Origin of the sequence: Streptomyces sp. NPDC052721 (genome assembly GCF_040678315.1) — a bacterium.
Lineage (GTDB): Bacteria > Actinomycetota > Actinomycetes > Streptomycetales > Streptomycetaceae > Streptomyces.
In genome coordinates this window covers 1-20,724 of record NZ_JBFATL010000039.1, presented here as the reverse complement: position 1 = coordinate 20,724, position 20,724 = coordinate 1, and the positions used below count along the sequence as shown (strand labels likewise).

General features: G+C 72.7%; 16 protein-coding genes and 2 pseudogenes. All 18 read right to left on the bottom strand.

Annotated features, from left to right (window positions below):
- Nucleotides 1–7 precede the first annotated feature (7 nt).
- Nucleotides 8–1,048, bottom strand: coding sequence for a substrate-binding domain-containing protein (locus tag AB0L21_RS30040; RefSeq protein WP_365708152.1), 1,041 nt, complete (start codon nucleotides 1,046–1,048; stop codon nucleotides 8–10).
- A gap of 17 nt (nucleotides 1,049–1,065) precedes the next feature.
- Nucleotides 1,066–2,082 (bottom strand): ABC transporter permease, encoded by a 1,017-nt coding sequence (locus tag AB0L21_RS30035; RefSeq protein WP_365708150.1) that lies wholly within the window; start codon nucleotides 2,080–2,082, stop codon nucleotides 1,066–1,068.
- A complete protein-coding gene (locus AB0L21_RS30030; protein ID WP_365708148.1) occupies nucleotides 2,079–3,596 on the bottom strand; it encodes a sugar ABC transporter ATP-binding protein in 1,518 nt (505 codons plus the stop codon). Before AB0L21_RS30030 ends, AB0L21_RS30035 begins: the two co-directional genes overlap by 4 nt.
- Before the next feature lie 170 nt (nucleotides 3,597–3,766).
- Complete coding sequence (locus AB0L21_RS30025) at nucleotides 3,767–4,948, bottom strand: ROK family transcriptional regulator (RefSeq protein ID WP_365708146.1); 1,182 nt, start codon at nucleotides 4,946–4,948, stop codon at nucleotides 3,767–3,769.
- Nucleotides 4,949–5,107: 159 nt separating this feature from the next.
- On the bottom strand, nucleotides 5,108–5,791 hold the full coding sequence (locus tag AB0L21_RS30020; protein WP_365708144.1) for a helix-turn-helix domain-containing protein: 684 nt from the start codon (nucleotides 5,789–5,791) through the stop codon (nucleotides 5,108–5,110).
- Nucleotides 5,792–5,828: 37 nt separating this feature from the next.
- On the bottom strand, nucleotides 5,829–7,541 hold the full coding sequence (locus tag AB0L21_RS30015) for an allophanate hydrolase (protein ID WP_365787590.1): 1,713 nt from the start codon (nucleotides 7,539–7,541) through the stop codon (nucleotides 5,829–5,831).
- Entirely contained in the window at nucleotides 7,538–11,167 is a 3,630-nt protein-coding gene (gene uca / locus AB0L21_RS30010; protein ID WP_365787588.1) for an urea carboxylase, read from the bottom strand. The genes AB0L21_RS30015 and uca overlap by 4 nt, the downstream gene beginning before the upstream one ends.
- Complete coding sequence (locus AB0L21_RS30005; RefSeq protein ID WP_365787586.1) at nucleotides 11,164–12,030, bottom strand: urea amidolyase associated protein UAAP2; 867 nt, start codon at nucleotides 12,028–12,030, stop codon at nucleotides 11,164–11,166. Before AB0L21_RS30005 ends, uca begins: the two co-directional genes overlap by 4 nt.
- A gap of 1 nt (nucleotide 12,031) precedes the next feature.
- Nucleotides 12,032–12,943 carry an urea amidolyase associated protein UAAP1 gene (locus tag AB0L21_RS30000; protein ID WP_365787584.1) on the bottom strand — a complete coding sequence of 304 codons (912 nt, stop codon included), beginning with the start codon at nucleotides 12,941–12,943 and terminating at the stop codon, nucleotides 12,032–12,034.
- 101 nt (nucleotides 12,944–13,044) lie between these two features.
- Entirely contained in the window at nucleotides 13,045–14,649 is a 1,605-nt protein-coding gene (locus AB0L21_RS29995) for an amino acid permease (protein ID WP_365787582.1), read from the bottom strand.
- Between the two features lie 122 nt (nucleotides 14,650–14,771).
- On the bottom strand, nucleotides 14,772–16,067 hold the full coding sequence (locus AB0L21_RS29990; protein ID WP_365708132.1) for a phosphatase PAP2 family protein: 1,296 nt from the start codon (nucleotides 16,065–16,067) through the stop codon (nucleotides 14,772–14,774).
- 208 nt (nucleotides 16,068–16,275) lie between these two features.
- The gene (locus AB0L21_RS29985) at nucleotides 16,276–17,013 is read right to left on the bottom strand and encodes a restriction endonuclease (protein ID WP_365708130.1); all 738 of its coding nucleotides are present in this window, start codon (nucleotides 17,011–17,013) and stop codon (nucleotides 16,276–16,278) included.
- A gap of 181 nt (nucleotides 17,014–17,194) precedes the next feature.
- A complete protein-coding gene (locus AB0L21_RS29980; protein ID WP_365708128.1) occupies nucleotides 17,195–17,692 on the bottom strand; it encodes a MaoC family dehydratase in 498 nt (165 codons plus the stop codon).
- 46 nt (nucleotides 17,693–17,738) lie between these two features.
- Nucleotides 17,739–18,737 carry a hypothetical protein gene (locus AB0L21_RS29975; protein WP_365787580.1) on the bottom strand — a complete coding sequence of 333 codons (999 nt, stop codon included), beginning with the start codon at nucleotides 18,735–18,737 and terminating at the stop codon, nucleotides 17,739–17,741.
- A gap of 86 nt (nucleotides 18,738–18,823) precedes the next feature.
- A pseudogene (locus tag AB0L21_RS29970) lies at nucleotides 18,824–19,202 on the bottom strand (fumarylacetoacetate hydrolase family protein); the annotation flags it as partial.
- Nucleotides 19,197–19,313: pseudogene (locus tag AB0L21_RS29965) on the bottom strand (FAD-linked oxidase C-terminal domain-containing protein); the annotation flags it as partial. The pseudogenes AB0L21_RS29970 and AB0L21_RS29965, both read right to left, overlap by 6 nt.
- A gap of 127 nt (nucleotides 19,314–19,440) precedes the next feature.
- Complete coding sequence (locus AB0L21_RS29960) at nucleotides 19,441–20,316, bottom strand: alpha/beta hydrolase (RefSeq protein WP_365708123.1); 876 nt, start codon at nucleotides 20,314–20,316, stop codon at nucleotides 19,441–19,443.
- Between the two features lie 63 nt (nucleotides 20,317–20,379).
- Nucleotides 20,380–20,724: NAD(P)H-dependent oxidoreductase (locus tag AB0L21_RS29955; protein ID WP_365787578.1), on the bottom strand; the 345-nt coding region annotated here is incomplete at its 5' end.

Here is a 20,724-nt window from a genome sequence, read left to right as displayed (position 1 = left end):
GGCCGGCTCAGCGGAAGCCGGTGGGCATGTACCGGTCGACGTTGGTCTTGTCGACCACGGCCGAGTAGAGGGTGATGGACGCCGGGATCTCGAACTCGGCGAGACCGCCGACGCCCTTGCCCTGGCCGAGGGCGCGGGCCAGGTCGATGGCGGAGGCCGCCATGGTCGGCGGGTACAGGACGGTCGCCTTGAGCACGCCGTCGTCCCGCTTGATGGCCTGGAAGGCGGAGAGGGCGCCCGCTCCGCCGACCATCAGGAAGTCGTCCCGCCCGGCCTGCTGGATGGCACGCAGCGCGCCCACGCCCTGGTCGTCGTCGTGGTTCCACAGGGCGTCGAACTTCCGCTGCGCCTGGAGCAGTTGGGCCATCTTGGCCTGGCCGGACTCGACGGTGAACTCGGCCGCCTGCCGGGCCACCTTCCTGATGTTCGGGTAGTTCTTCAAGGCGTCGTCGAAGCCCTGGGTGCGCTGCTTGGTCAGCTCCAGGTTGTCCAGGCCGGCGAGTTCGACGACCCGGGCGTCCGGCTTGTCCTTCAGCTTCTCGCCGATGTAGTGCCCGGCGTTGAGGCCCATGCCGTAGTTGTCGCCGCCGATCCAGCAGCGGTAGGCCTGCGCCGAGTCGAAGATGCGGTCCAGGTTGACGACCGGGATGCCGGCGCGCATCGCCTTGAGGCCGACCTGGGTGAGGGCCCGGCCGTCGGCGGGCAGCACGACCAGGACGTCGACCTTCTTGTTGATCAGGGTCTCGATCTGGCCGATCTGCTGGGCGGTGTCGTTGGAGCCCTCGGTGATCTCCAGCGTGACGTCGGCGTACTTCTTCGCCCGGTTCTTGGCGTTGTCGTTGATGGCGTTCAGCCAGCCGTGGTCGGCCTGGGGTCCGGCGAAGCCGATGGTGACGTGCTTGCCGGGCTTGTCGTCGGCGGCCGGCTGCTCGTTCGCGGCCGGCTTCTCGTCCTTCGTCTCATTGCTCGTGCAACCTGCGAGGAAGGCACCGGCGGAGACGGCGGCGGTCCCGAAGAGCAGTCCTCTGCGGCTCGTCAGCTGTGACATGGTGGTGAACCCTTTCCTCAGGTCGTGCTCGCGGTACGGCGCTGGACCAGGACGGCGGCGACGATGATCGCGCCCTTGGCGATCTGCTGGACGTCGCTCTGGAGGTTGTTCAGGGCGAAGATGTTCGTGATCGTCGTGAAGATCAGCACGCCGAGCACGGAGCCGGTGACGGTGCCACGGCCCCCGCTGAGCAGGGTGCCGCCGATGATGGCGGCCGCGATGGCGTCGAGTTCGTACAGGTTGCCGTTGGTGTTCTGGCCGGAGCCGGAGAGCACGATCAGCAGGAAGGCGGCGATGCCGCAGCACAGCCCGGACAGCAGGTAGAGGTACAGCCGCTGGCGGCGGACGTCGATGCCGGCGAGACGGGCGGCCTCGGCGTTGCCGCCGACGGCGACCGTGCGCCTGCCGAAGGTGGTGCGGTTGAGCAGCAGCCAGCCGAGGACCGTCACACTCGCGAACACCAGGACCAGCGGCGGGATGCCGAGCACGTACGAGTCGCGCTCACCGAGGCCGAGGATGCCGTCGACGGTCACGATCTGCGTCTTGCCGTCGGTGATCTGCAGGGCGAGTCCGCGCGCCGACGCCAGCATGGCGAGGGTGGCGATGAAGGGGACCAACCCGCCGTAGGCGATGAGCAGGCCGTTGACGAGCCCGCAGCCGAGGCCGACGACCACCGCCGTGAAGAGGATCCCGGCGAAGCCGTACTCCTGGGTGGCGACGGTGGTCGCCCACACGGAGGCGAGGGCGACGATGGCGCCGACGGACAGGTCGATGCCGCCGGAGGTGATGACGAAGGTCATGCCGACGGTGACCACGCCGATCACGGACGCCTGGGTCAGGACCAGCTGGAGGTTGCGGGTGTCGAGGAACTCGTCGGGCTTGGTGACGCCGCCGATGACGACGAGCGCGGCGAGCACCCCGAGCAGGGAGAGGGTACGGAGGTCGGCGCGGGCCGGCAGGCCGCGCCAGACGGGGAGCCGGGCCGGCGGTGTCGGGCCGGCGGTGTCCCGGGGCGGGGAGACGTGCTGCGTCATGACGCCGGGCTTCCTTCCATGACGAGGTCGAGGACTCGGTGTTCATCCAGCTCCTGGGCGGGCGCCGTGTGCACGACGCGGCCCTCGCGGAGCACCAGCACGCGGTCGGCGAGACCCAGCACCTCGGGCACCTCGCTGGAGACCAGCAGGACGGCGAGGCCCTCGTCCGCCAGCCGGCGCACCACCGCGTACAGTTCGGCGCGGGCGCCGACGTCGACGCCGCGGGTGGGTTCGTCCAGCAGCAGCACCCGGCAGCCGCGCAGCAGCCAGCGGGCGAGCACGGCCTTCTGCTGGTTGCCGCCGGACAGGGTGCGCACGGGCACGTCCGGGTTGTCGGGGCGCAGCGACAGCTCCCGGGTCGCGGCCCGGGCGGCGCCGCGCTCACCGCGCCGGTCGATCCAGCCGCCCCGGGAGAAACGGGACAGGGAGGACACCGACACGTTCCGCGTGACGGACTCCAGCATCAGCAGGGCCTGCGCCTTGCGCTCCTCGGGCGCGAGCCCTATCCCGGCGCGTACGGCGGCACGGACGCTCCCGGTGCGCAACCGGCGGCCGTCGACGACGACATGGCCGGCGGTGGGCCGGCGTGCCCCGTAGACGGTCTCCAGGATCTCCGAGCGCCCCGAGCCGACCAGTCCGGCCAGCCCGACGATCTCACCCGGGCGCAGATCGAGATCGAACGGCGCGAACTCGCCGTCCCGGGCGAGGCCCCGCACCTGGAGGACGGGCTCGGCCTCCGGCGTCCGGGCGGCCCGCCCGGGGAAGACGTACTCCACGGTGCGGCCCGTCATCAGGGCCACGACCTCCCGCGTCGGGGTGGTCTTCGCGGGCAGTCCGCCGGCCACGGCCCGGCCGTCCTTGAGCACGGTCACCCGGTCGCCGATGCGCCGGATCTCCTCCAGCCGGTGCGAGATGTAGACGACGGCGACCCCGTCGGCGGTGAGATCGCCCACGATCCGGAAGAGGTTGTCGACCTCGTCGGGGTCGAGCGCGGCGGACGGCTCGTCCATCACGATGAGCCGTACGTCGTGGGAGAGGGCCCGTGCCATGGACACGATCTGCTGCTGCGCCGCCGACAACTGCCCGACGGTACGGGCCGGATCGATCTCGGGATGCCCGAGCCGCTTCAGCAGCGCCGCGGTCGACGCGCGAGCGGCCTTCCCGCGGACGACGAACCCGGCGGCCGTCGGCTCGTGGCCGAGGTGGACGTTCTCCGCCACCGACAGGTGCTCCACCAGGTCGAGTTCCTGGTAGATGGTGGCGATGCCCAGGCGCATGGCGGCGATCGGGGAACGCAGGGTGACCGGCTCGCCGCGCCAGCGGATGCTGCCGCCGTCCGGCTGGTGGGCGCCGGCCAGCACCTTGATGAGCGTGGACTTCCCGGCGCCGTTCTGGCCGAGCAGACAGTGCACCTCCCCGGCCTGGACGTCGAGGTCGACGCCGTCCAGAGCGCGGACTCCGGGGAAGGACTTGGTGATTTCGGACATGCTGAGCAGCGGTGGTTCTGGTGCCATGTGAGTCCCCTCGGCGGGCGTGCGGACCGGATTCAGGGCGTAGCGGGGCGAGCGCCCTGCGGCCAGGGAGCGGCGTTACACGAGTAAGCGGGGGTGGTGCGGGAGAGGTCGCTGATGCGGACGGGGTGCGTGGGCGGGCGGAACGGTGGCCGCTTGCGCGGGTGGTGCGTCTACGCGGGTGAGAAGAGGTGGTCGCTGATCAGCCGGGCGGCGCCGATGACACCGGCGCTCGGTCCCAACTCTCCGAGGACGATGGGCAGATTGCCGGTGGCCAGCGGCAGCGACTGGCGGTAGACCTGGGTGCGGATCGCGGCGAGCAGGGTGTGGCCGAGGCCGGTCACCCCGCCGCCGATCACCACCAGGCCCGGGTTGAAGAAGGACACGAGCCCGGCGATGACCTGGCCGACCCGCGTGCCGCCCTCACGGATCAGTTCGAGCGCGGTGGCGTCACCCGCGGCGGCAGCGGCGGCGACGTCCACGGCGGTGAGGGTGCCGTTCGCCGCCAGCCGGGCCGCGAGTTCGGCGGACAGGCCCTGCCCGGCCGCCTGCATCGCGTCCCGGGCCAGGGCCGCGCCGCTGAAGTGGGCTTCCAGGCAGCCCCGGTTGCCGCAGGCGCAGGGCCTGCCGTCGGGCACCGCCTGGATGTGGCCGATGTCGCCGGCGCTTCCGGTGGTGCCCCGGTGCACCCGGCCGCCCGCGACGATGCCGCAGCCGATCCCGGTGCCGATCTTGACGCAGAGGAAGTCGGCCGTGGTACGGGCGACTCCCGCGTGCTGCTCTCCCATCGCCATGAGGTTCACGTCGTTGTCGACCATGACCGGGCAGCCGAGCTCCTGACTGAGCGCCTCCCGGACGGGGAAGCCGTCCCAGCCGGGCATGATCGGCGGGGCGACCGGTACGCCCTCGGGGAAGCGGACCGGTCCGGGGACGCCGATGCCGGCGCCGTCGAAACCCTCGGCGAGTCCCGCGGCCCTCAACTTCCCCGCCAGGTCCAGGACTTGCTCGAAGACCGCGACCGGCCCCTCGCGCACGTCCATCGGCTGGTTGAGATGGCCGAGGATCTCCAGTTCGGGGGTGGTGACGGCGACGTCGACCGAGGTCGCGCCGATGTCGACACCGAGGAACCTGAGGTCCGGATTGAGCCGGACGTTGTGGGAGCGCCGGCCGCCGCGCGAGGCGGCGAGTCCGTCGGCCACCACCAGACCCGTCTCCAGCAGCCGGTCCACCTCCACGGCCAGCTTGGACCGGGACAGGTCGACCTGGTCGCCCAGCTGGGCCCGGGAGTTGGGGCCACCGTCGCGCAGCAGCTTCAGCAGGCGGGCCTGGTGCGCGTTGGCCGGTCGAGCCGTCATGCGTCTCACGTGCCCCTCCCCGCCCTTTTCGGCCACCAGTGTCGGGCTTTCGACAGGGAACGTAGCAGTGGCCGCCGACCCTGGGAAGAAGTCGTGCACGGATTCCTGTGAACTTCTTCCACTGAGAGGACAAAGATCCGGGCCTGGCGCACCGTCAGGTCATGCCAAGAGGCTCATCAGGCTCCGGGCCTCCTCCCGGGCGGCGGTCACCGCCGACTCGCCCAGCCCGCACAGCCGTAGGCACGACGACGCGATGGCCTCCGTGTCGGCCGCCTCCGGCTCACGGGAGCGGCGTATCTGGATGACGACCTCCACCAGCTGGATCAGCAGTTCGCCGAGCCGCTCGGCGGTCAGGTGGCGGGCGACGCCGTCGTTCGCCGCCAGGGCACCGAGCGCGCCGTAGCTCTGCTGCAACCGGCCCCGCTCGGCGCGGAACGCGTCGAACCGCTCGGCCCGCACCTCCGGCAGCAGATAGAGCGTGCCGATGTTGTACGGGGTGCCGGAGAGGGTGTCCACGTCCATGGCGGCCACCGCGTACAGCGCGGCGGCCGGATGCGCCCGCTCGGGCACCAGCTCCCGGACGCGCTCCACCATGTGGAGGCTGGGCCGCACCGAGGTGGCCAGCAGCTCGGCGAGGATCTCCTCCTTGGTGGGGAAGTGGTAGTACAGCGAGGCCTGCCTGATGCCCACCCGCTCGGCGATCATCCGGGTGCTGGTACCGGCGATCCCGCGTTCGACGAAGAGGGCCCCGGCGGCGTCCAGGATCTGCTCCCGGGCCGACGTGCCCGGGTCGGACGGCGGTGTGTGCCGGGGCCTGCCTTGGCGGGGACGCGTCATGCTCATGGTCCCATGCTGCCACCCCTCGCCCGATCGCCTGCTCTCACGCGGACGCCGTGTACGCCCGCCAGCCGCCGAAGCGTGTGATGTCGGGTGCGCCCTCGACGGCGTACGGCTCCACCAGGAAACCGCTGACCCGCCGCCCGTCGGCGAGTTCGACGGTGCCGATGGCCATCGGCGCGGGAACGGCCGCGACGAACGCCCCGAACCCCGCGGCCGGCAACCGCCACACCTCCCCCTCGATGCCGGCTTCGGCGTGGCCGCCGGCTTCCGCGTGGCTGCCGGCTTCGGCGTCGCCGCCCGGCCCGCTCCCGGTGGCCCGGAGCAGGCCCGGTTTGGGTGGGGTGGTGTTCAGGGCGTACAGCCGGTAGCCGGGGGTGGTGCGGGCCGGGCCCAGCAGTGTGCCGCCCGCCTGTACCAGCTGCGCGTTGAGCGGCTGGCCGGTGAGGTGGGCGCCCACCACGAACAGGTCGAGCGCCGGGGCGGCCAGCCGTTCGGCCAGGGTGGCCAGGGCGCGGTCGGAGAAGGCCGGGCCGGTGAGCATCACGCCGAAGGGCAGGCCGTCCACGAACCCGGCGGGGACGGCGAGCGAGGCACAGTCCAGCAGGTTGGCGAAGTTGGTGAAGCGGCCCATCCGGGCGTTGGCGCCGACCGGGTCGGCCGCCACTTCCGCGAGGGTGGGGTGCCAGGTGGTGGTCGGGGTCAGGAGCGCCGCGCAGCCGTCGAGGGCGGCGCGTCCGGCGGCGCCCAGCGCGGCGAGCCGGGCGGTGTCGGCGGCCCAGTCGGCGGCGGTCTTCTCCCGGCCGGCCAGCACGATGGAGGCCACGGTGGCGTCGAGGCCCGTACCGATCAGGTCGCGGTGTTTTTCGATGTGCCGGCCCACGGCGGCGTACCGCTCGGCGACGAAGGCCCCGCCGTACAGCAGGTCCGCGGCCTCCAGCAGCGGGGTGACGTCGACCTGGACGATCTCCGCGCCGGTTCCCGCGAGGCGGGCGACCGCGGCGTCGAAGGCCGCGCGCCAGCCGTCGGCCATGCCGTCCAGATGCTCCGGGGCCGGTACGGCGATCCGGGGGCGCGCGGGCGGCGGCGGGAGCTGGGTGCCGGTGCGGGAGAGCGGGTCGGCCGGGTCGGGGCCCTCGACGATCTCTGTCGCGGTGCGGGCGAGCCGCAGGTCGCGGGCGAAGACGGTGACGCAGTCGAGGGTGTAGCAGGCGGGGACCACTCCGGTCACGGGCACCAGGCCCTTGGTGGGCTTGGCCCCGACGATGCCGTTGAGGGCGGCGGGCACCCGCCCGGAGCCGGCCGTGTCGGTGCCGAGCGCGATGTCGGCGATGCCGAGGGCGACCGCGACGGCCGATCCGGACGACGACCCACCCGAGATGCGGGCCGGGTCCCAGGCGTTGCGCACCGCGCCGTAGGGGCTGCGGGTGCCGACCAGGCCGGTGGCGAACTGGTCCAGGTTCGTCTTCCCCAGCACCACCGCGCCGGCCGCGCGCAGCCGCGCCACCGCGGGCGCGTCGGCGCGCGGCCGGTAGGCGTACGACGGGGCGCCCGCGGTCGTGGGCAGGCCGGCCACGTCGATGTTGTCCTTGACGGCCACGACCAGACCGGCCAGGGGCAGCGCCGGGTCGATGGCGGCGGCCTCGGCGAGCACCTCGTCTCGGGGGCGGAGGTGGATCCAGATCTCGGGCCGGCCGGCGCTGCCGATGCGGTCGTAGGCGGCTTCGACGCGTGCGACCGGCGTGCCGGCGGTCATGCCCGTACCGCCGCGAGCACCTGGCCGGGGGCGACCTGTTCACCGGGCTTGACGTAGATCTCCAGCAGGGTCCCGGCGGTGGGGGCGCTCACCTTGGACTCCATCTTCATCGCCTCCAGGGAGAGGATCGGGTCGCCCTCGGCCACGGCGGCGCCGGGCTCGGCGACGGTCTGCCAGACGGTCGCGGTGAACGGCGCGGTGACCGGCACCGCGCCGTCCGGCAGGGAGACGGCGCCCGCGTCGGCACCGGGGGCCGCCGGTTCGTGAGCGTCGTCCCGGTCGAACTCGCCCGCCGCCCGCCAGCGTTGCTTCTCCGCCTCGAACGCGGCGCTCTGCCGATCGCGGAAGGCGGCGATCGAGTCGGCCTCGGCGGCCAGGAAGGCCTGGTACTCGGCGATCGAGAAGGTGCCCTCCTCGGTCGCGAAGGCGCCGCGGCCGGCGTCCGTCTCGGCGCGCAGTTCGAGCAGTTCCTCCGCCGTGACGGGGTACCACTGGATGCGGTCGAAGAAGCGCAGCGCCCAGGGCGAGTCCTGGAACAGACCGCCGGTGCGGAAGCGGTTCCAGATCTGCACGGTACGGCCGACGAACTGGTAGCCGCCGGGGCCCTCCATGCCGTAGACGCACAGGTAGGCGCCGCCGATGCCGACGGAGTTCTCCGCGGTCCAGGTGCGGGCCGGGTTGTACTTGGTGGTCACCAGGCGGTGGCGTGGGTCGAGGGGTGTGGCGACGGGGGCGCCGAGGTAGACGTCGCCGAGCCCGAGCACCAGGTAGGAGGCGGCGAAGACGGTGCGGTAGACGTCGTCGGCGGTCTCCAGGCCGTTGACCCGGCGGATGAACTCGATGTTCCACGGGCACCACGGGGCGTCGTCGCGCACCCCGGCCATGTACCGCTCGATGGCCAGGCGGGTCGCCGGATCGTCCCAGCTCAGTGGCAGGCGCACGGTGCGGGAGGGGACCACCAGCTCGTCGGTGGGCGGAACCTCGTCCTCCAGCTCGCGCAGCAGGGCGGCGAGGTCACGGGGCCTCAGCCGGCGGGCGTCGGTGTGGATCTGCAGGGAGCGGATGCCCGGGGTGACGTCGAGGATGCCGGCGGGCGCGTGCGCGGCGAGGGTCTCCTGGAGCGCGTGCACCCGCATCCGCAGTCCGAGGTCGAGCGTCATGGGGCCGTACTCGACCAGGAGGTTGGCGTCACCGTCCCGGCGGTAGGTGACGCCGGGGCGGGCGTCGGTGGCGGGCAGGCGGCCGAGTACGCCGTCGTCGCCGTCTCCGCCGTCACTGATCAGCGTGGGCGCGGCGCGGCGGGCGTCGAGACCGGCCGTCTCGGCTTCCCTGACCGGTACGAAGCGGACGGTGTCGCCGGGACGGAGCTGGCCCAGCTTCCACAGCTCGCCGCCCGCGACCACGGCGGGGCAGACGAACCCGCCGAGGGAAGGCCCGTCCGGGCCCAGGACGATCGGCGTGTCACCGGTGAAGTCCAGGGCGCCCACCGCGTACGGCGTGTCGTGGATGTTGGACGGGTGCAGCCCGGCCTCGCCGCCGTCCTGGCGGGCCCACCGGGGCCGGGGCCCGATCAGGCGGATCCCGGTGCGGGCCGAGTTGTGGTGCACCGTGTAGTCGGTGGCGTAGAGGGTGTCGATGTCCGCGCGGGTGAAGAACTCCGGTGCGGCGTGGGGGCCTTCGGTGACAGCGATCCGCCAGTACGAGGTGAGGGCGGGGCGGCGCTCGGGCGGAGTGGGGCCGCCGCCGGTGAGGGTCGCGCCGGTGGGGGTGCCCGAGGTGGCGTCGGCCTTGGGCCGCAGGACGTCTCCGGCGACGAGGGCCCGGCCGCCGTGGCCGCCGAAGCCGCCCAGGGCGAAGGTCGAGGCGCTGCCCAGGTACGCGGGTACGTCGATGCCACCCCGGACGGCGACGTAACTGCGCAGGCCGGGACCCTGGCAGGCGCCGAGGACCAGGGTGGTGCCGGCCGGGACCGGCACCGGCTCCCACAGGGCCGCGGGGGTGCCGTTCACCGTGACCGGGACGGGGGCGCCGGTGACGGCGATCACGGTGGCGTCCGAGAAGCGCAGGGTCAGCCCGCCCGCGGTGACCTCCAGCGCGGGCGCCCCGGCCGCGTTGCCGACGGCCAGGTTGGCCTCGGCGAAGGAGACGGGATCGAAGGGGCCGCTCGGCGGAACGCCCACGTGCCAGTAGCCGAGCCGGCCGGGCAGGTCCTGGACGGTGGTCATCGCCCCCGGCACCAGGACGTCGATGCGCGGCTCGGGGTCGGTGGCGGTGTCGAGGGTGCTCGTGCTGTGCACGGCCTCGCGCACCTCCTGCCGCCCGGTCAGCGAGCGCAGCAGGCCCAGGTTGGTGACGACACCGTCGACCCGGCAGGCGGCCAGGGCCCGGCCCAGCACGTCGAAGGCGGCGTCACGGCCGGGACCGTGGGCGATCACCTTGGCCAGCATGGGGTCGTAGTGGGGGGAGATCTCCAGGCCGGTCTCGGCGAAGCCGTCGACGCGGACGCCGGGCATCTCGTCGGCGCCCTGGCCGGGGAAGACCGCCCGGGTGATCAGGCCCGAGGACGGCTGTGCGTCCCGGCCGGGGTCCTCGGCGTAGACGCGTGCCTCCACGGCGTGCCCGGTGGGCGTCCACTCCCGCGCGAACACCGCGTCGTCGACCGCGCCGTCCCGGGCCAGGGTGAGCATGAGGGCGACGAGGTCGACCCCGTACGCCTCCTCGGTCACCGGGTGTTCGACCTGGAGCCGGGTGTTGACCTCCAGGAAGGCGGCCTCCTCGCGCACCGGGTCGTAGACGAACTCCACGGTCCCCGCGCCCCGGTAGCCGACCGAGGCCAGCAGCCGCCGCGACGAGTCGTGCAGCAGCGCGCGGACGGCGGCGGGCAGGGCCGGGGCGGGGGCCTCCTCGATCACCTTCTGGTTGCGGCGTTGCAGCGAGCAGTCACGGTCGCCGATGACGGCGATCCGGCCGGTGCCGTCGCCGAAGACCTGCACCTCGACATGGCGGGCGGGGCGCACCAGGCGTTCCAGGAAGACGCCGGCCGACCCGAAGTGGGACTCGGCGAGGGCCGCGACGGCGGCGAAGGCCTCGCGCACCTCGCCCGGGGTGGCGCAGGCCCGCATGCCGATGCCGCCGCCACCGCCGGTGGCCTTGACCATCACGGGCAGCCCGATCGACTCGGCGGCGGCGACGGCTTCCCCGGCGCTCGCGAGCAGTTCCGTCCCGGCCAGCAGGGGGACCCCGGCCGCCTTGGCCAGGGCGCGGGCGGTGTGCTTCTCGCCGAAGGCGGTGATCTGGTCGGCGGTCGGTCCGGCGAACCGCAGACCGGCCTCCTCCACGGCACGCGCGAAGGCGGTGTTCTCGGAGAGGAAGCCGTAACCCGGGTGGATGATTCCGGCGCCGTGCGCGAGCGCGGCCTCGATGATCGCGTCACCGCGCAGGTACGAGTCACGGGCGGGGGCGGGGCCCAGACGGACCGCGTGATCGGCCTCGCGGACGTGCGGGGCGGCCCGGTCGGCGTCGGAGAAGACGGCGACGGTGCCGAGGCCCATCTTCCTGGCGGTACGGATGACGCGGCGGGCTATCTCACCGCGGTTGGCGACGAGCACGGCGGTGGGACGGGTCACGCGGCATCCTCCGGGGTGCGGGTGGGCTGCGCGGACCGTGGGGCGTCCGCGCCGGGGCTGTCGGTGCCGGGGGCGTCCGGGTCAGGCGCGGCCGGCCCGCCGGGCCGCCCCGGGTCCACGACGATCATGCGCAGGGGGGTCGGGTTGAAGTCGTTGCACGGGTTGTTCATCTGCGGGCAGTTGGACACCACCACCAGGACGTCCGTCTCGGCGCGCACCGCGACCCGGCGGCCGGGCGCCGACATGCCGTCCACGATGCCCAGCGCGCCGTCCGCCTCGACCGGCACGTTCATGAACCAGTTGAGGTTGGAGACGATGTCCCGCGCGCCGAGGCCGTGCCGCCCGGCCTCGGCGAGGAAGTTCTCGCGGCAGCCGTGCTGGAACATCACATGGTGGCCGTAGCGCAGCGTGTTGGACTCCTTCCCGCAGGCGCCGCCGATGGTGTCCTGCCGGTCGAGTTCGTCGGCGACGACGGTCATCAGCGGGCGGCCCTCCCCGCTGCGCAGCACGGTGCCGGTGCGCACATAGGCGTTGCCCTGCCATGCCAGGGTGTCGGGGACGCTGTAACGCTCCTCGGGATCGCGGGCGTTGTAGAGCAGGCAGTCGGCCGACTGGTTGCCGCCGACGTCGACGATCGTCAGGACGTGCCCCTTCGCCACCACCGCGGACCAGGGCGCGTTGGGGGCCACCACCGCGTCCAGCACGACGGCGCCTTCGACCAGGCTCGCTCCCCAGTCCAGGGCGGTACCCTCCGCGTACACGGCGCCGACGGGGACGGTGGAGGCGACGGTGCCACCCGCGGCGGCCGGCCAGGTGGTCAGCGTGTTCTCGCTCAGCGTGTTCTCGGTCCGCGCGGTCGTCATGTCACAGCCCCCTGGCTTGGCAGTAGTCGGCGGTGTTGAGGTACGCCCGGTGCAGTTCCGGCGTGGCGGTGAAGCGCGGCTCGTCCGGGCCGGTCGGCACGCCCCGCCAGGCGTGCACCCGCAGCGGGCCGACGACGTAGCCGGGGCGCGGATCCAGCGGGTGGGCGACGTTCGCGATCAGCACCAGCAGCGGCATCTCCGCGACGAGTTCGACGTGCGTGCCCGGACCGGCGCTGCCCCGCCAGGCGAGCGCGCCGTCCGCCTCGACGCGTACGCCCTGGAAGAAGGACACGCTGGGCGGCAGATCGCGGCGGCCCAGCCCGTGCTTGGCGGCAGCCTTGAGGAAGAGCCCGCGGCCGGACGGGGACGGCCCCTCGGGGCGGGCGTCACCGTACTTGCGCTCGTTCCAGGGGTCGGTGGTGGTGCCGCAGAAGGCGTCGTGCCGGGAGGAGGAGTCACCGCTGACCACGGCCAGGACCCGGCCGTCACCGGACAGCAACGGATGGTTCTCGCCCAGGTAGGCCTGCCACGGGACCTTCTGGGTGTCGGCGACGTTGAGCCGCTCGACCGGTTCGAGCGCGTTGAAGAGCAGCAGGTGGGCGCAGGCGTCACCGGTCGGGTCGTCGAAGCGCAGCCGGGTGCCGCGGGCGAGGACCTTGTGGGTGTAGCCGCCGGGGGCCACCGTCTCCGCCCACACCAGGGCGGCCGGGTCCACCCCCGGCGGGCAGTACGGGCTGCCGGACGCCGGAAGGTACGGCATCCACGCGCCGGCCCGTCCGGCCTGGGCGCGGGCGTCGTCCCGGGCACTGCGGACACTGTCGGTCAGGTGCTGGTCCCGGACCCGGGCGGTGGCCCGTTCGCCGGAGTGCCGGTCGTGCGGCGCGCGAGCCGTCGAGCCTTCGGCCGTGGTCATGGATGTCCCGCCATCCTCTCGTTGCTGCGTCGGTACGTCGGTACGTCAGTCGGTGGGAAGCCGGGCGCCGGGGGAGGGCGCCGCGGGAACCGCCGGACCCGTCAGGCGGGTTCGCCGACGGTCCGGGCCGGGGCGGGCGGCTCGACGTGGGTGTGGGGCACGGGCCGCAGTTCGATACGGCGGTGCAGCCGGCGCGCGAGGAAGTAGCCGGCGCCCACCGCCAGGCTCAGCCCGATGAAGAGCAGCGCGCTCCACCGCAGCCACCACGTGCCGCCGGTGAGGTCGTAGATCTCCGCGCGGGGCCAGACCAGGTTCACCGTCATGCCGGTCTGGAAGAGCACGGCGAGCGCGTTGACCGGCACGCCCCACCGGCCCAGCGAGAACAACGGGCGGCCCGCCTCGTCGACGCCGCCGGGGAGTCCGCCGGCGCCCCGGTGCCGGATGCGCGCGGCCAGCAGCGGCAGCGTCACGCCGAGATAGGCCAGGTACAGCAGGGCGATGCAGAGGCTGGAGAGCGCGGTGAAGATCGCCGACTGGCGGAGGTCGACCAGCAGAGCGACCGCGGCGCCCACGCCCACCACGACCGACGTGACGACCGGCGTGCCGGTACGCGCCGAGACCCTGCGCAGGTGCCGGTGGAACGGCAGGGCGCCCTCGCGCGCCATGGAGTACATCATCCGGGCACCGGAGGTCTGCACGGCCAGGGTGCAGGCGAACACCGCCACCGCGACACAGCACAGCAGCAGGCGTCCCAGCACCCCTCCGAGCCGGTCGGTGAGCACCCAGGACAGACCGCCGGCGGCCAGCTCGCCGTCGGTCAGGCTGCTCGCGGCCGTCAGCCCCGCGAGGATCAGCAGCGCGCCGCCGAGCCCGGAGGTGATCAGCGCCCGCAGGATGGTGCGGGGGGTGGTCCGGCGCGGGCTGTGGGTCTCCTCCGCCAGTTCACCCGCCGAGTCGAAGCCGACCATGACGTACGCCGCCATCAGCGAGGACGCGAGGAAGGCACCGGCGTAGCCGCCGTGCCCGGCCCAGCCGGTGTGCTGGACCACCACCTGCGGGCCGCGCTCGGGCAGGAAGAAGAGCACCAGCACCAGCACGATCACGCCGATGATCTCGACGGCGACGCCGAAGCTGGTGGCGGCGGCCATCTGGCGGACGCCCAGGATGTTGACCGCCGTGGTGATCACCAGAAGCAGGCAGCCCAGCAGAACCGCGTTCCGCGCGCCGGCCGGGGAACCGACCGACGGATCGGCGCCCGGGCCGCCGACGATCTGGAAGCCGGACCAGATGCCCGGCAGCACGGCCTGCGCCGCGATGGCGGCGGCCGCCACGGTGAGGATCTGCCCAAGGATCATGATCCAGCCGGCGAACCAGCCCGCCGTGGTACCGGCCAGCCGGCTCGACCACTGGTAGATCGCCCCGGAGATCGGCCAGCGGGCCGCCAGTTCGGCGAAACAGAGGGCGACCAGCATCTGCCCCGCGAAGACCAGGGGCCAGGTCCAGAAGAACGACGCCCCGCCGAGGCCGAAGCCGAGGCCGAAGAGCTGGAAGACGGTGGTGAGGACGGACACGAAGGAGAAGCCGGCGGCGAACGACGCGAAGCCGCCCACTCCGCGGCGCAGCTCCTGCTGGTAGCCGGCGCCGGCGGGACTGGTCGTGACACCGGCGTCAGGGCTCTGCCCGGAGACGAGGTCGGGTCGGCTCATCACCGCACCTCCGATCGGTCGCGGATACCTGTCGCTTGACAGGTATGGCGATCGTCGGCCGCACCGGTCTCACCACCGAGTCGCAGACGTTAACTTCGTGTGTCCCGCGCCCAGGGCGCTGCCTAAGGGACAACTCCCAGTTCGGGTTGCGGTTCCGGTAGCGGTGTCGGTGGGGCTTTCGGTTCCCACAGTGCGGTGGTCCGTACGAAGCCGTGGATCACGGAGAGCATGGCCAGGACGAGCAGGGGGCCGAACAGCCACGGATACGCGGCCATTTCCACCGGCAGAAAGCGGTAGGACAGCAGGAGCGCGGCGAATACGGCCGTACCGTGGGCGACCAGCTGGATTCCGGACCGGTCCCAGCCCCGGTCGAGCGCGCGGAGCGCTGCCTCGATCGTGAGCGTGAACACCACGCCGGCGACGAGATCGACGCCGTAGTGGTAGCCGAATCCGAGTGTGGCGGTGAGTGTGGCGATCAGCCAGAACGTGCCCGCATGGCGCAGGAATCGCGGTCCCTTGCGGGAGTGGACGAAAATCGCGGTGGCCCATGCCGTGTGCAGGCTGGGCATGCAGTTGCGCGGGGTGATCTCGTCGAACGGTACGGGGTGCGGGGGACCGATCGGCGACGGCGTGTCCGGCCACAGGTCGGCGACCGACCAGTGCCCGCCGTCGGCGCCGTAGGCGAAGACCGGCCCGACCACCGGGAAGATCATGTAGATGGCCGGCCCGAGGAGGCCGATGACCAGGAACGTGCGCACCAGATGGTGGCGCGGGAAGCGGCGTTCGGCGGCCACGTGGCGCAGCTGGTACAGCGCGACGACGACCGCGGCCACCGCGAGCTGGGCGTAGACGTAGTCGAGGGCGTGGGCGCCGATCGTACCGGTGGCCCGGACGATCCGGCCGACCACCCATGACGGGTTGCCCAGCGCGTGATCGGCGGTCGCCACGTACGGGTCGAGCACCGTCGGGCGGGTCTTCGACGTGATGAGGAGCCAGGTGTCGCCCGTCTTGCGGCCGGCCACCAGCAGCAGGCCCAGCCCGACGCCCTTCAGCAGCAGAAGGCGTTCCCGGCCGGTGCGGCGCGTGACCGCGATGACCGCGCAGCCCACGATGACCCACAACGCGCCGTTGCCGAAGGGATGGCCGTCCTCGGTCAGGTCGGCGCCGGCCGACCACCGTGCCAGCAGGAAGACGAGGTCGATGCCGATCGCGACGCCGGCCGCGATGAACCGTTCCCGCCAGGTGAGGACGACCATCGTCAACGCCAGGCTGGCGTACAACAGGAACCCTGATTTAGGCGGGAATATCAGCTCTCGTACCTGATAGGCGATCGGCCCCGGCAGACCGTAGTGACGCGCGGAGATTTCCAGCGCCACGAGGAATGCGAGGGTCACCACACCGGCCGCGGCCCACAGCACCGCCCGTGGTTGACGCCATGCGGCGAACGGAGTTCTGCTCTTTGGTGGCGGAATGACCCGCGATGCTCTAGGTATCAATTGTTCGGCCGATGTGTTGGGTGTTGTTTGGTTTTCCGGTGAGGTCGGGCAATCAGGGTGTGCTTGTCGTGAGTTCGATCATGTTATCGGAGCGTGGGCGCATTGTGGATGGGGAACTGCCCGCGCACGGTCAGCACTCGACGCCCGTTCCGTCCCACGGACTCGGCCCCGTACCGTGGCACCAGGCGTCCAGAGCGCGGCCGTCCACGCACACGATGCCGCACTGACGCGCGTACTCGAGAGCGGGCGCGGTGAAGTCGCTCGTCGTCACGACCGCCGCGACATCGGCCTCGTGGATGGTGAAGCAGGTGCCCCCGAACCGCTGGAGGTCCTGCGAGCCGACCTTGTTGGCGGCACCGTACTGCTTGCACTGGATCACCACGCGCCGTCCGTCCGGGGTGAGCGCGGTCACATCCGCCCCCAAGTCGCCGGCGCCTCCCACCACCTCCACCTCGTGACAGCCGTCACGGGCGCACAGGCCGGCTATGGCCTCCTCGAAACCATCGGGCCCGAGCTCGGCGCAGTCCACCACGCCACCGGGGACTCCGGCCGTCTCCTCCTCGGCCGGCCGTAGCGGAAGGGACAACTCCTCGGCCGGCCGTAGCGGAACGGACGCCTCCTCGGCCGCTTCCTCCAGTGCCCGGGCGGCCCGGCGCGCGTACGTCGCGGCGGAGAAGCGGCGCCACCTCGACCGGCACATCACAGCGGCCGCGATGCCGAGCACCGCCAGAGCCCCGGCCCACAGCGGGCGCCGCTCGGCCATGCCCGCGGCCGTCCGCACCACCAGCGCGAGGAGGCACAGGATGACCGCGAGCAGCAGGAAGAACAGGGCGGTCGTGCGCAGATCGAAGCGTCGATCGGCGCGCACACGTCGAACGGGGCGCACAGGTACAGGCACGCAGGCTCCCTCCCGGACAGCGACGACAAAGGCCGGTCCTCTCCGGATGCCCGAGATCACCGAAAGATCGCACACCGTTCACGGCGACGGCCCTGGCCGGCGATCTCTCGCCGGCCAGGGCCGTCCCGGTACCGGGAGTGCTGTCAGTCGCTCACCCGCGTCGGAGCAGGTACTTGTGCTGCCCCGACAGCACGAGTTCGCCCCGCTGGTTGTGGATGGTGGCCGCCGTCACCACGACACCCTCATCGCCGCGCGGTTCCAGGCCGGTGATGGTGAGCGCCGGGTACAGGGTGTCCCCGGAGTGCACCTCGGCCAGGAACGTGCAGGACAGTTCCAGGAAGCTGATGAACACCTCACCGATGAAGTGGGGGAACAGCGTGGCGCCCGGCGCGGTGAACGCCAGTACCTGCAGGCCGTGCACCACCGGCGCGGAGTGTCCGTGCCGGCGCGCCCACTCGGCGTCGTAGTGCACCGGGTGGTTGTCCGCGGAGACCGTCTGGAAGGCCGCCGCGTGGGCGTCGGTCAGGGTGCGGCTGGGGGCCCGGAACACCTCGCCGACGCGCAGGTCCTCGAAGGTTCTGGGCGGGACGACGAGGAACGCCTCCGGGTCGAACTCGGCCGTCGGCGGTGCCGTGTACTGCGGGTCCATCGCGCTGTCCTCTCGCTCGTTTGCGGTGGTGGGCCTGCGTCCGGGCCTACGTGCCGGGGGCCGGGACGATCCGGGCGGCCAGGAGGTTGGGGTCGTCGTCGGTGAAGTAGGCGGCGCTGGCGACGTACGCCGTGCGGCCTCGTACGGCGAGGGAGGTCGGACCCTGCAGTCCGTCGGCGGCGGTGAGCACCACGGTGTGCCGGCCGCCGGGCTCCACCCGGGCGACCTCGTTGTCCTTGTTGATCGCGGCCAGCAGGGTGTCTCCGCGGCCGGTGAACGCGAAGTCGTCGATGTCCACCAGGCCGGTGGCCCTGGTCGAGACGGGACCGGCCGCGCCGCGGCGGGTGACCGGTATGCGCAGGACGGTGCCCCGGTCCAGGTTCGACACCCACACCGCGCCGTTGTGGACCTTGATGCCGTTGGCGCCCAGGAACCCGTCGGCGGCCAGCTCGGGTGCCGTGGCCCACGCGGTGGGGGCCCCGCCGGTGAGCGGCACGCGCCAGACGGTGCCCAGGACCGAGTCCGCCGCGTAGAGCAGACCGCCGCGCTCGTCCAGCGCCAGGCCGTTGGGCAGGCCGTCGGCCGGGAGGGCGGCGATGCGGTGCGGGGTGCCGCCCGGCCGCAGGCGCCACAGGCCGGTCAGGTCGCTGCTGCCGGTGGCGTACAGGAAGTACAGCGTCCCGTCGTGCGCACGGACGATCCCGCCGAGGAACGGCGAGGTGAGGGCGGGGGTGACGGAGCCGGCGGGCGGCTCGGGGAGCGTCGCGAGGACGTGCACCCGGCCGTCGGGGGTGATGCGGGCGACCTGGCGGTTGTAGGCGAAGGTGACGACCGCGCTGCCGCCGGGCTCCAGGGTGATGTTCTCCGGCCGCTGCCCTGCGCTCACGTCGAGGTGCGCGAAGAAGCGCGCGTGGGACGCCGGGCCGACCGAGGCGGTGGAGGCCGGGGCGGCCGTGGCGGGGCCGGTCGCCGTGACAGCGAGGGCCGCGACCACCGCCGTGGCCAGCAGGCCGGTACGCGTCCGCGTCGTCATAGGGCTGGTCATGTCGTTCCTTCTCTGTGAGATGAACAGTGGGGTGCTTGACATGTGAGGTGATGGGCCGTCAGTCGACGGCGTGAGGTGATGGGCCGTCAGTCCGCGAACCGCTGCCGCAGTTCGCCGATCCCCTCGACCGAACTGACCAGCTCGTCGCCGGCGGCCGGCCGGCGCTGCGGCGTGCGGCCGAGGCCCACGCCGGCCGGCGTGCCGGTGAAGATGACGTCGCCCGGCAGCAGCGGCAGCACGCCGGAGAGCTTGGCGATGAGAGCGGGGACCGGGTGGATCATCTGCCGGGTACGGCCGCGCTGCACCTCCTCGCCGTTGACGGCGCAGGTCAGCTCCAGGTCGTCGGGGTCGTCGAACTCGTCCGGGGTCACCAGCCGGGGGCCGGTGGGTGTGAAGCCCGGGTACGACTTGCCCAGGCCGAACTGGGGGGGCCGGGCCGTCCATCTGGAGGATGCGCTTGAGGACACCGGCCGGGGCGACGAGCTCCTTGATCCGCCACATCAGTCCGGTCGCGCGGGCGCCCCACTCGGCTTCGAGGAACGGCGTCGTGTTCCGGCCCGTGGCGTGCTCCGCCTGCGGACCAGGTCCGCCCGCAGGGCGTCGGGCGTGCCGGACGCCCGGTCATCGGGCACCCGGCCGGCGGCCGGCCCTTCGGTGTGCGGGGGCCGCAGCTTCTCCGGTACCGGTTCCAGCAGCGCCATGCTCAGCCCGCCCAGTCCGACAGGAAGGCGAGGAGTTCCGCGTTGACCACGTCGGGGCGCTCCTCCTGGCAGAGGTGCCCGCACCGCGGAATGGACACGCCGCGGACGTCGCGGGCCAGGCCCTTCCAGACGTCGAGGACGTCGTACGCCTGCCCGACCGCGCTGAAGTCCTCGCCCCACATGGTCAGCACGGGGCAGTCGATGAGCCGGTCGGCGTCCTCCTGGTCCTGCGCGACGTCCTGGGCCGCGGCCCGGTAGTCCATGCAGGAGCCGCGTACGGCCCCGGGCTGCTGGTAGGCGCGCACATAGACCGCGATCTCCTCCGGGCTGAGCATGCCGGGGTCGTACGACCAGCTGCGGTAGAAGTGGGTCAGCCAGATCTCCTCGCGGCCCGCGATCAGGGCCTCGGGGAGGTCCGGCACACCGAGGAAGGTGAAGAACCAGTAGCCCTGCCGGGCCAGGTGCACGTCGTAGGTCTCGGCGATGACGCGGGTGGGGATGTTGTCCATGGCCACGAACCGGTCGATCCGGTCGCGGTGGTCCTTGGCGAACCGGGTGCCGACGCGTGCGCCGCGGTCGTGGCCGACCAGGGCGATCCGGTCATGGCCGAGGTGGTCCATCAGCGCGAGGACGTCGCCCGCCATCGTCCGCTTGTCGTAACCGGAGGCGGGCTTGTCCGTGTCGCCGTAGCCGCGCAGGTCCGGTGCGATCACGGTGTACCGCTCGGCCAGCACCGGGATCTGCTTCCGCCAGCCGTACCAGGTCTCGGGGAAGCCGTGCAGCAGGTAGACCGGAGGGCCGTCCCCCGCGCTCACCCAGTGCTGCCGGATTCCGTTCAGCCGGGCGGTGTGGTGGGTGACACCTGCCAGTTCGGTCACGACCGATCAACGCCTTTCGTGGTGCCGTCAGGTGGGGTGTGGCGCGCACGGTGCCGGACCGGGTCACCGGACCCTCGTGGCCGGTGCGGCGGGCGCGGGCGGACGGAACTCGAAGACCGGCTGGGCGGATTGCGCGGTGATGGACGGTCCGGTCATCAGCGCGACGAGTTCTCCCGCGGCCCGTTCGATCCGCTGGGCGAGTCCTTCGGCGCCCCAGTCCTCGGAGGCGGCGTACACCCCGGTGGGGACGACGACGGCCCGCAGGTAGGCGAACAGTGGCCGCAGGGCGTGTTCCAGCACCAGCGAGTGCCGCCCGGTCCCGCCGGTGGCCCCGATCAGCACCGGCTTGCCCGCCAGCGCGTCCTTGTCCAGCACGTCGAAGAAGGACTTGAACAGCCCGCTGTAGGA

Coding starts and splice junctions, on each gene's coding strand:
- AB0L21_RS30040 (WP_365708152.1), bottom strand. CDS start 1,048: ATGTCACAGCTGACGAGCCGCAGAGGACTGCTCTTCGGGACCGCCGCC.
- AB0L21_RS30035 (WP_365708150.1), bottom strand. CDS start 2,082: ATGACGCAGCACGTCTCCCCGCCCCGGGACACCGCCGGCCCGACACCG.
- AB0L21_RS30030 (WP_365708148.1), bottom strand. CDS start 3,596: ATGGCACCAGAACCACCGCTGCTCAGCATGTCCGAAATCACCAAGTCC.
- AB0L21_RS30025 (WP_365708146.1), bottom strand. CDS start 4,948: ATGACGGCTCGACCGGCCAACGCGCACCAGGCCCGCCTGCTGAAGCTG.
- AB0L21_RS30020 (WP_365708144.1), bottom strand. CDS start 5,791: ATGAGCATGACGCGTCCCCGCCAAGGCAGGCCCCGGCACACACCGCCG.
- AB0L21_RS30015 (WP_365787590.1), bottom strand. CDS start 7,541: ATGACCGCCGGCACGCCGGTCGCACGCGTCGAAGCCGCCTACGACCGC.
- AB0L21_RS30005 (WP_365787586.1), bottom strand. CDS start 12,030: ATGACGACCGCGCGGACCGAGAACACGCTGAGCGAGAACACGCTGACC.
- AB0L21_RS30000 (WP_365787584.1), bottom strand. CDS start 12,943: ATGACCACGGCCGAAGGCTCGACGGCTCGCGCGCCGCACGACCGGCAC.
- AB0L21_RS29995 (WP_365787582.1), bottom strand. CDS start 14,649: ATGAGCCGACCCGACCTCGTCTCCGGGCAGAGCCCTGACGCCGGTGTC.
- AB0L21_RS29980 (WP_365708128.1), bottom strand. CDS start 17,692: ATGGACCCGCAGTACACGGCACCGCCGACGGCCGAGTTCGACCCGGAG.
- AB0L21_RS29975 (WP_365787580.1), bottom strand. CDS start 18,737: ATGACCAGCCCTATGACGACGCGGACGCGTACCGGCCTGCTGGCCACG.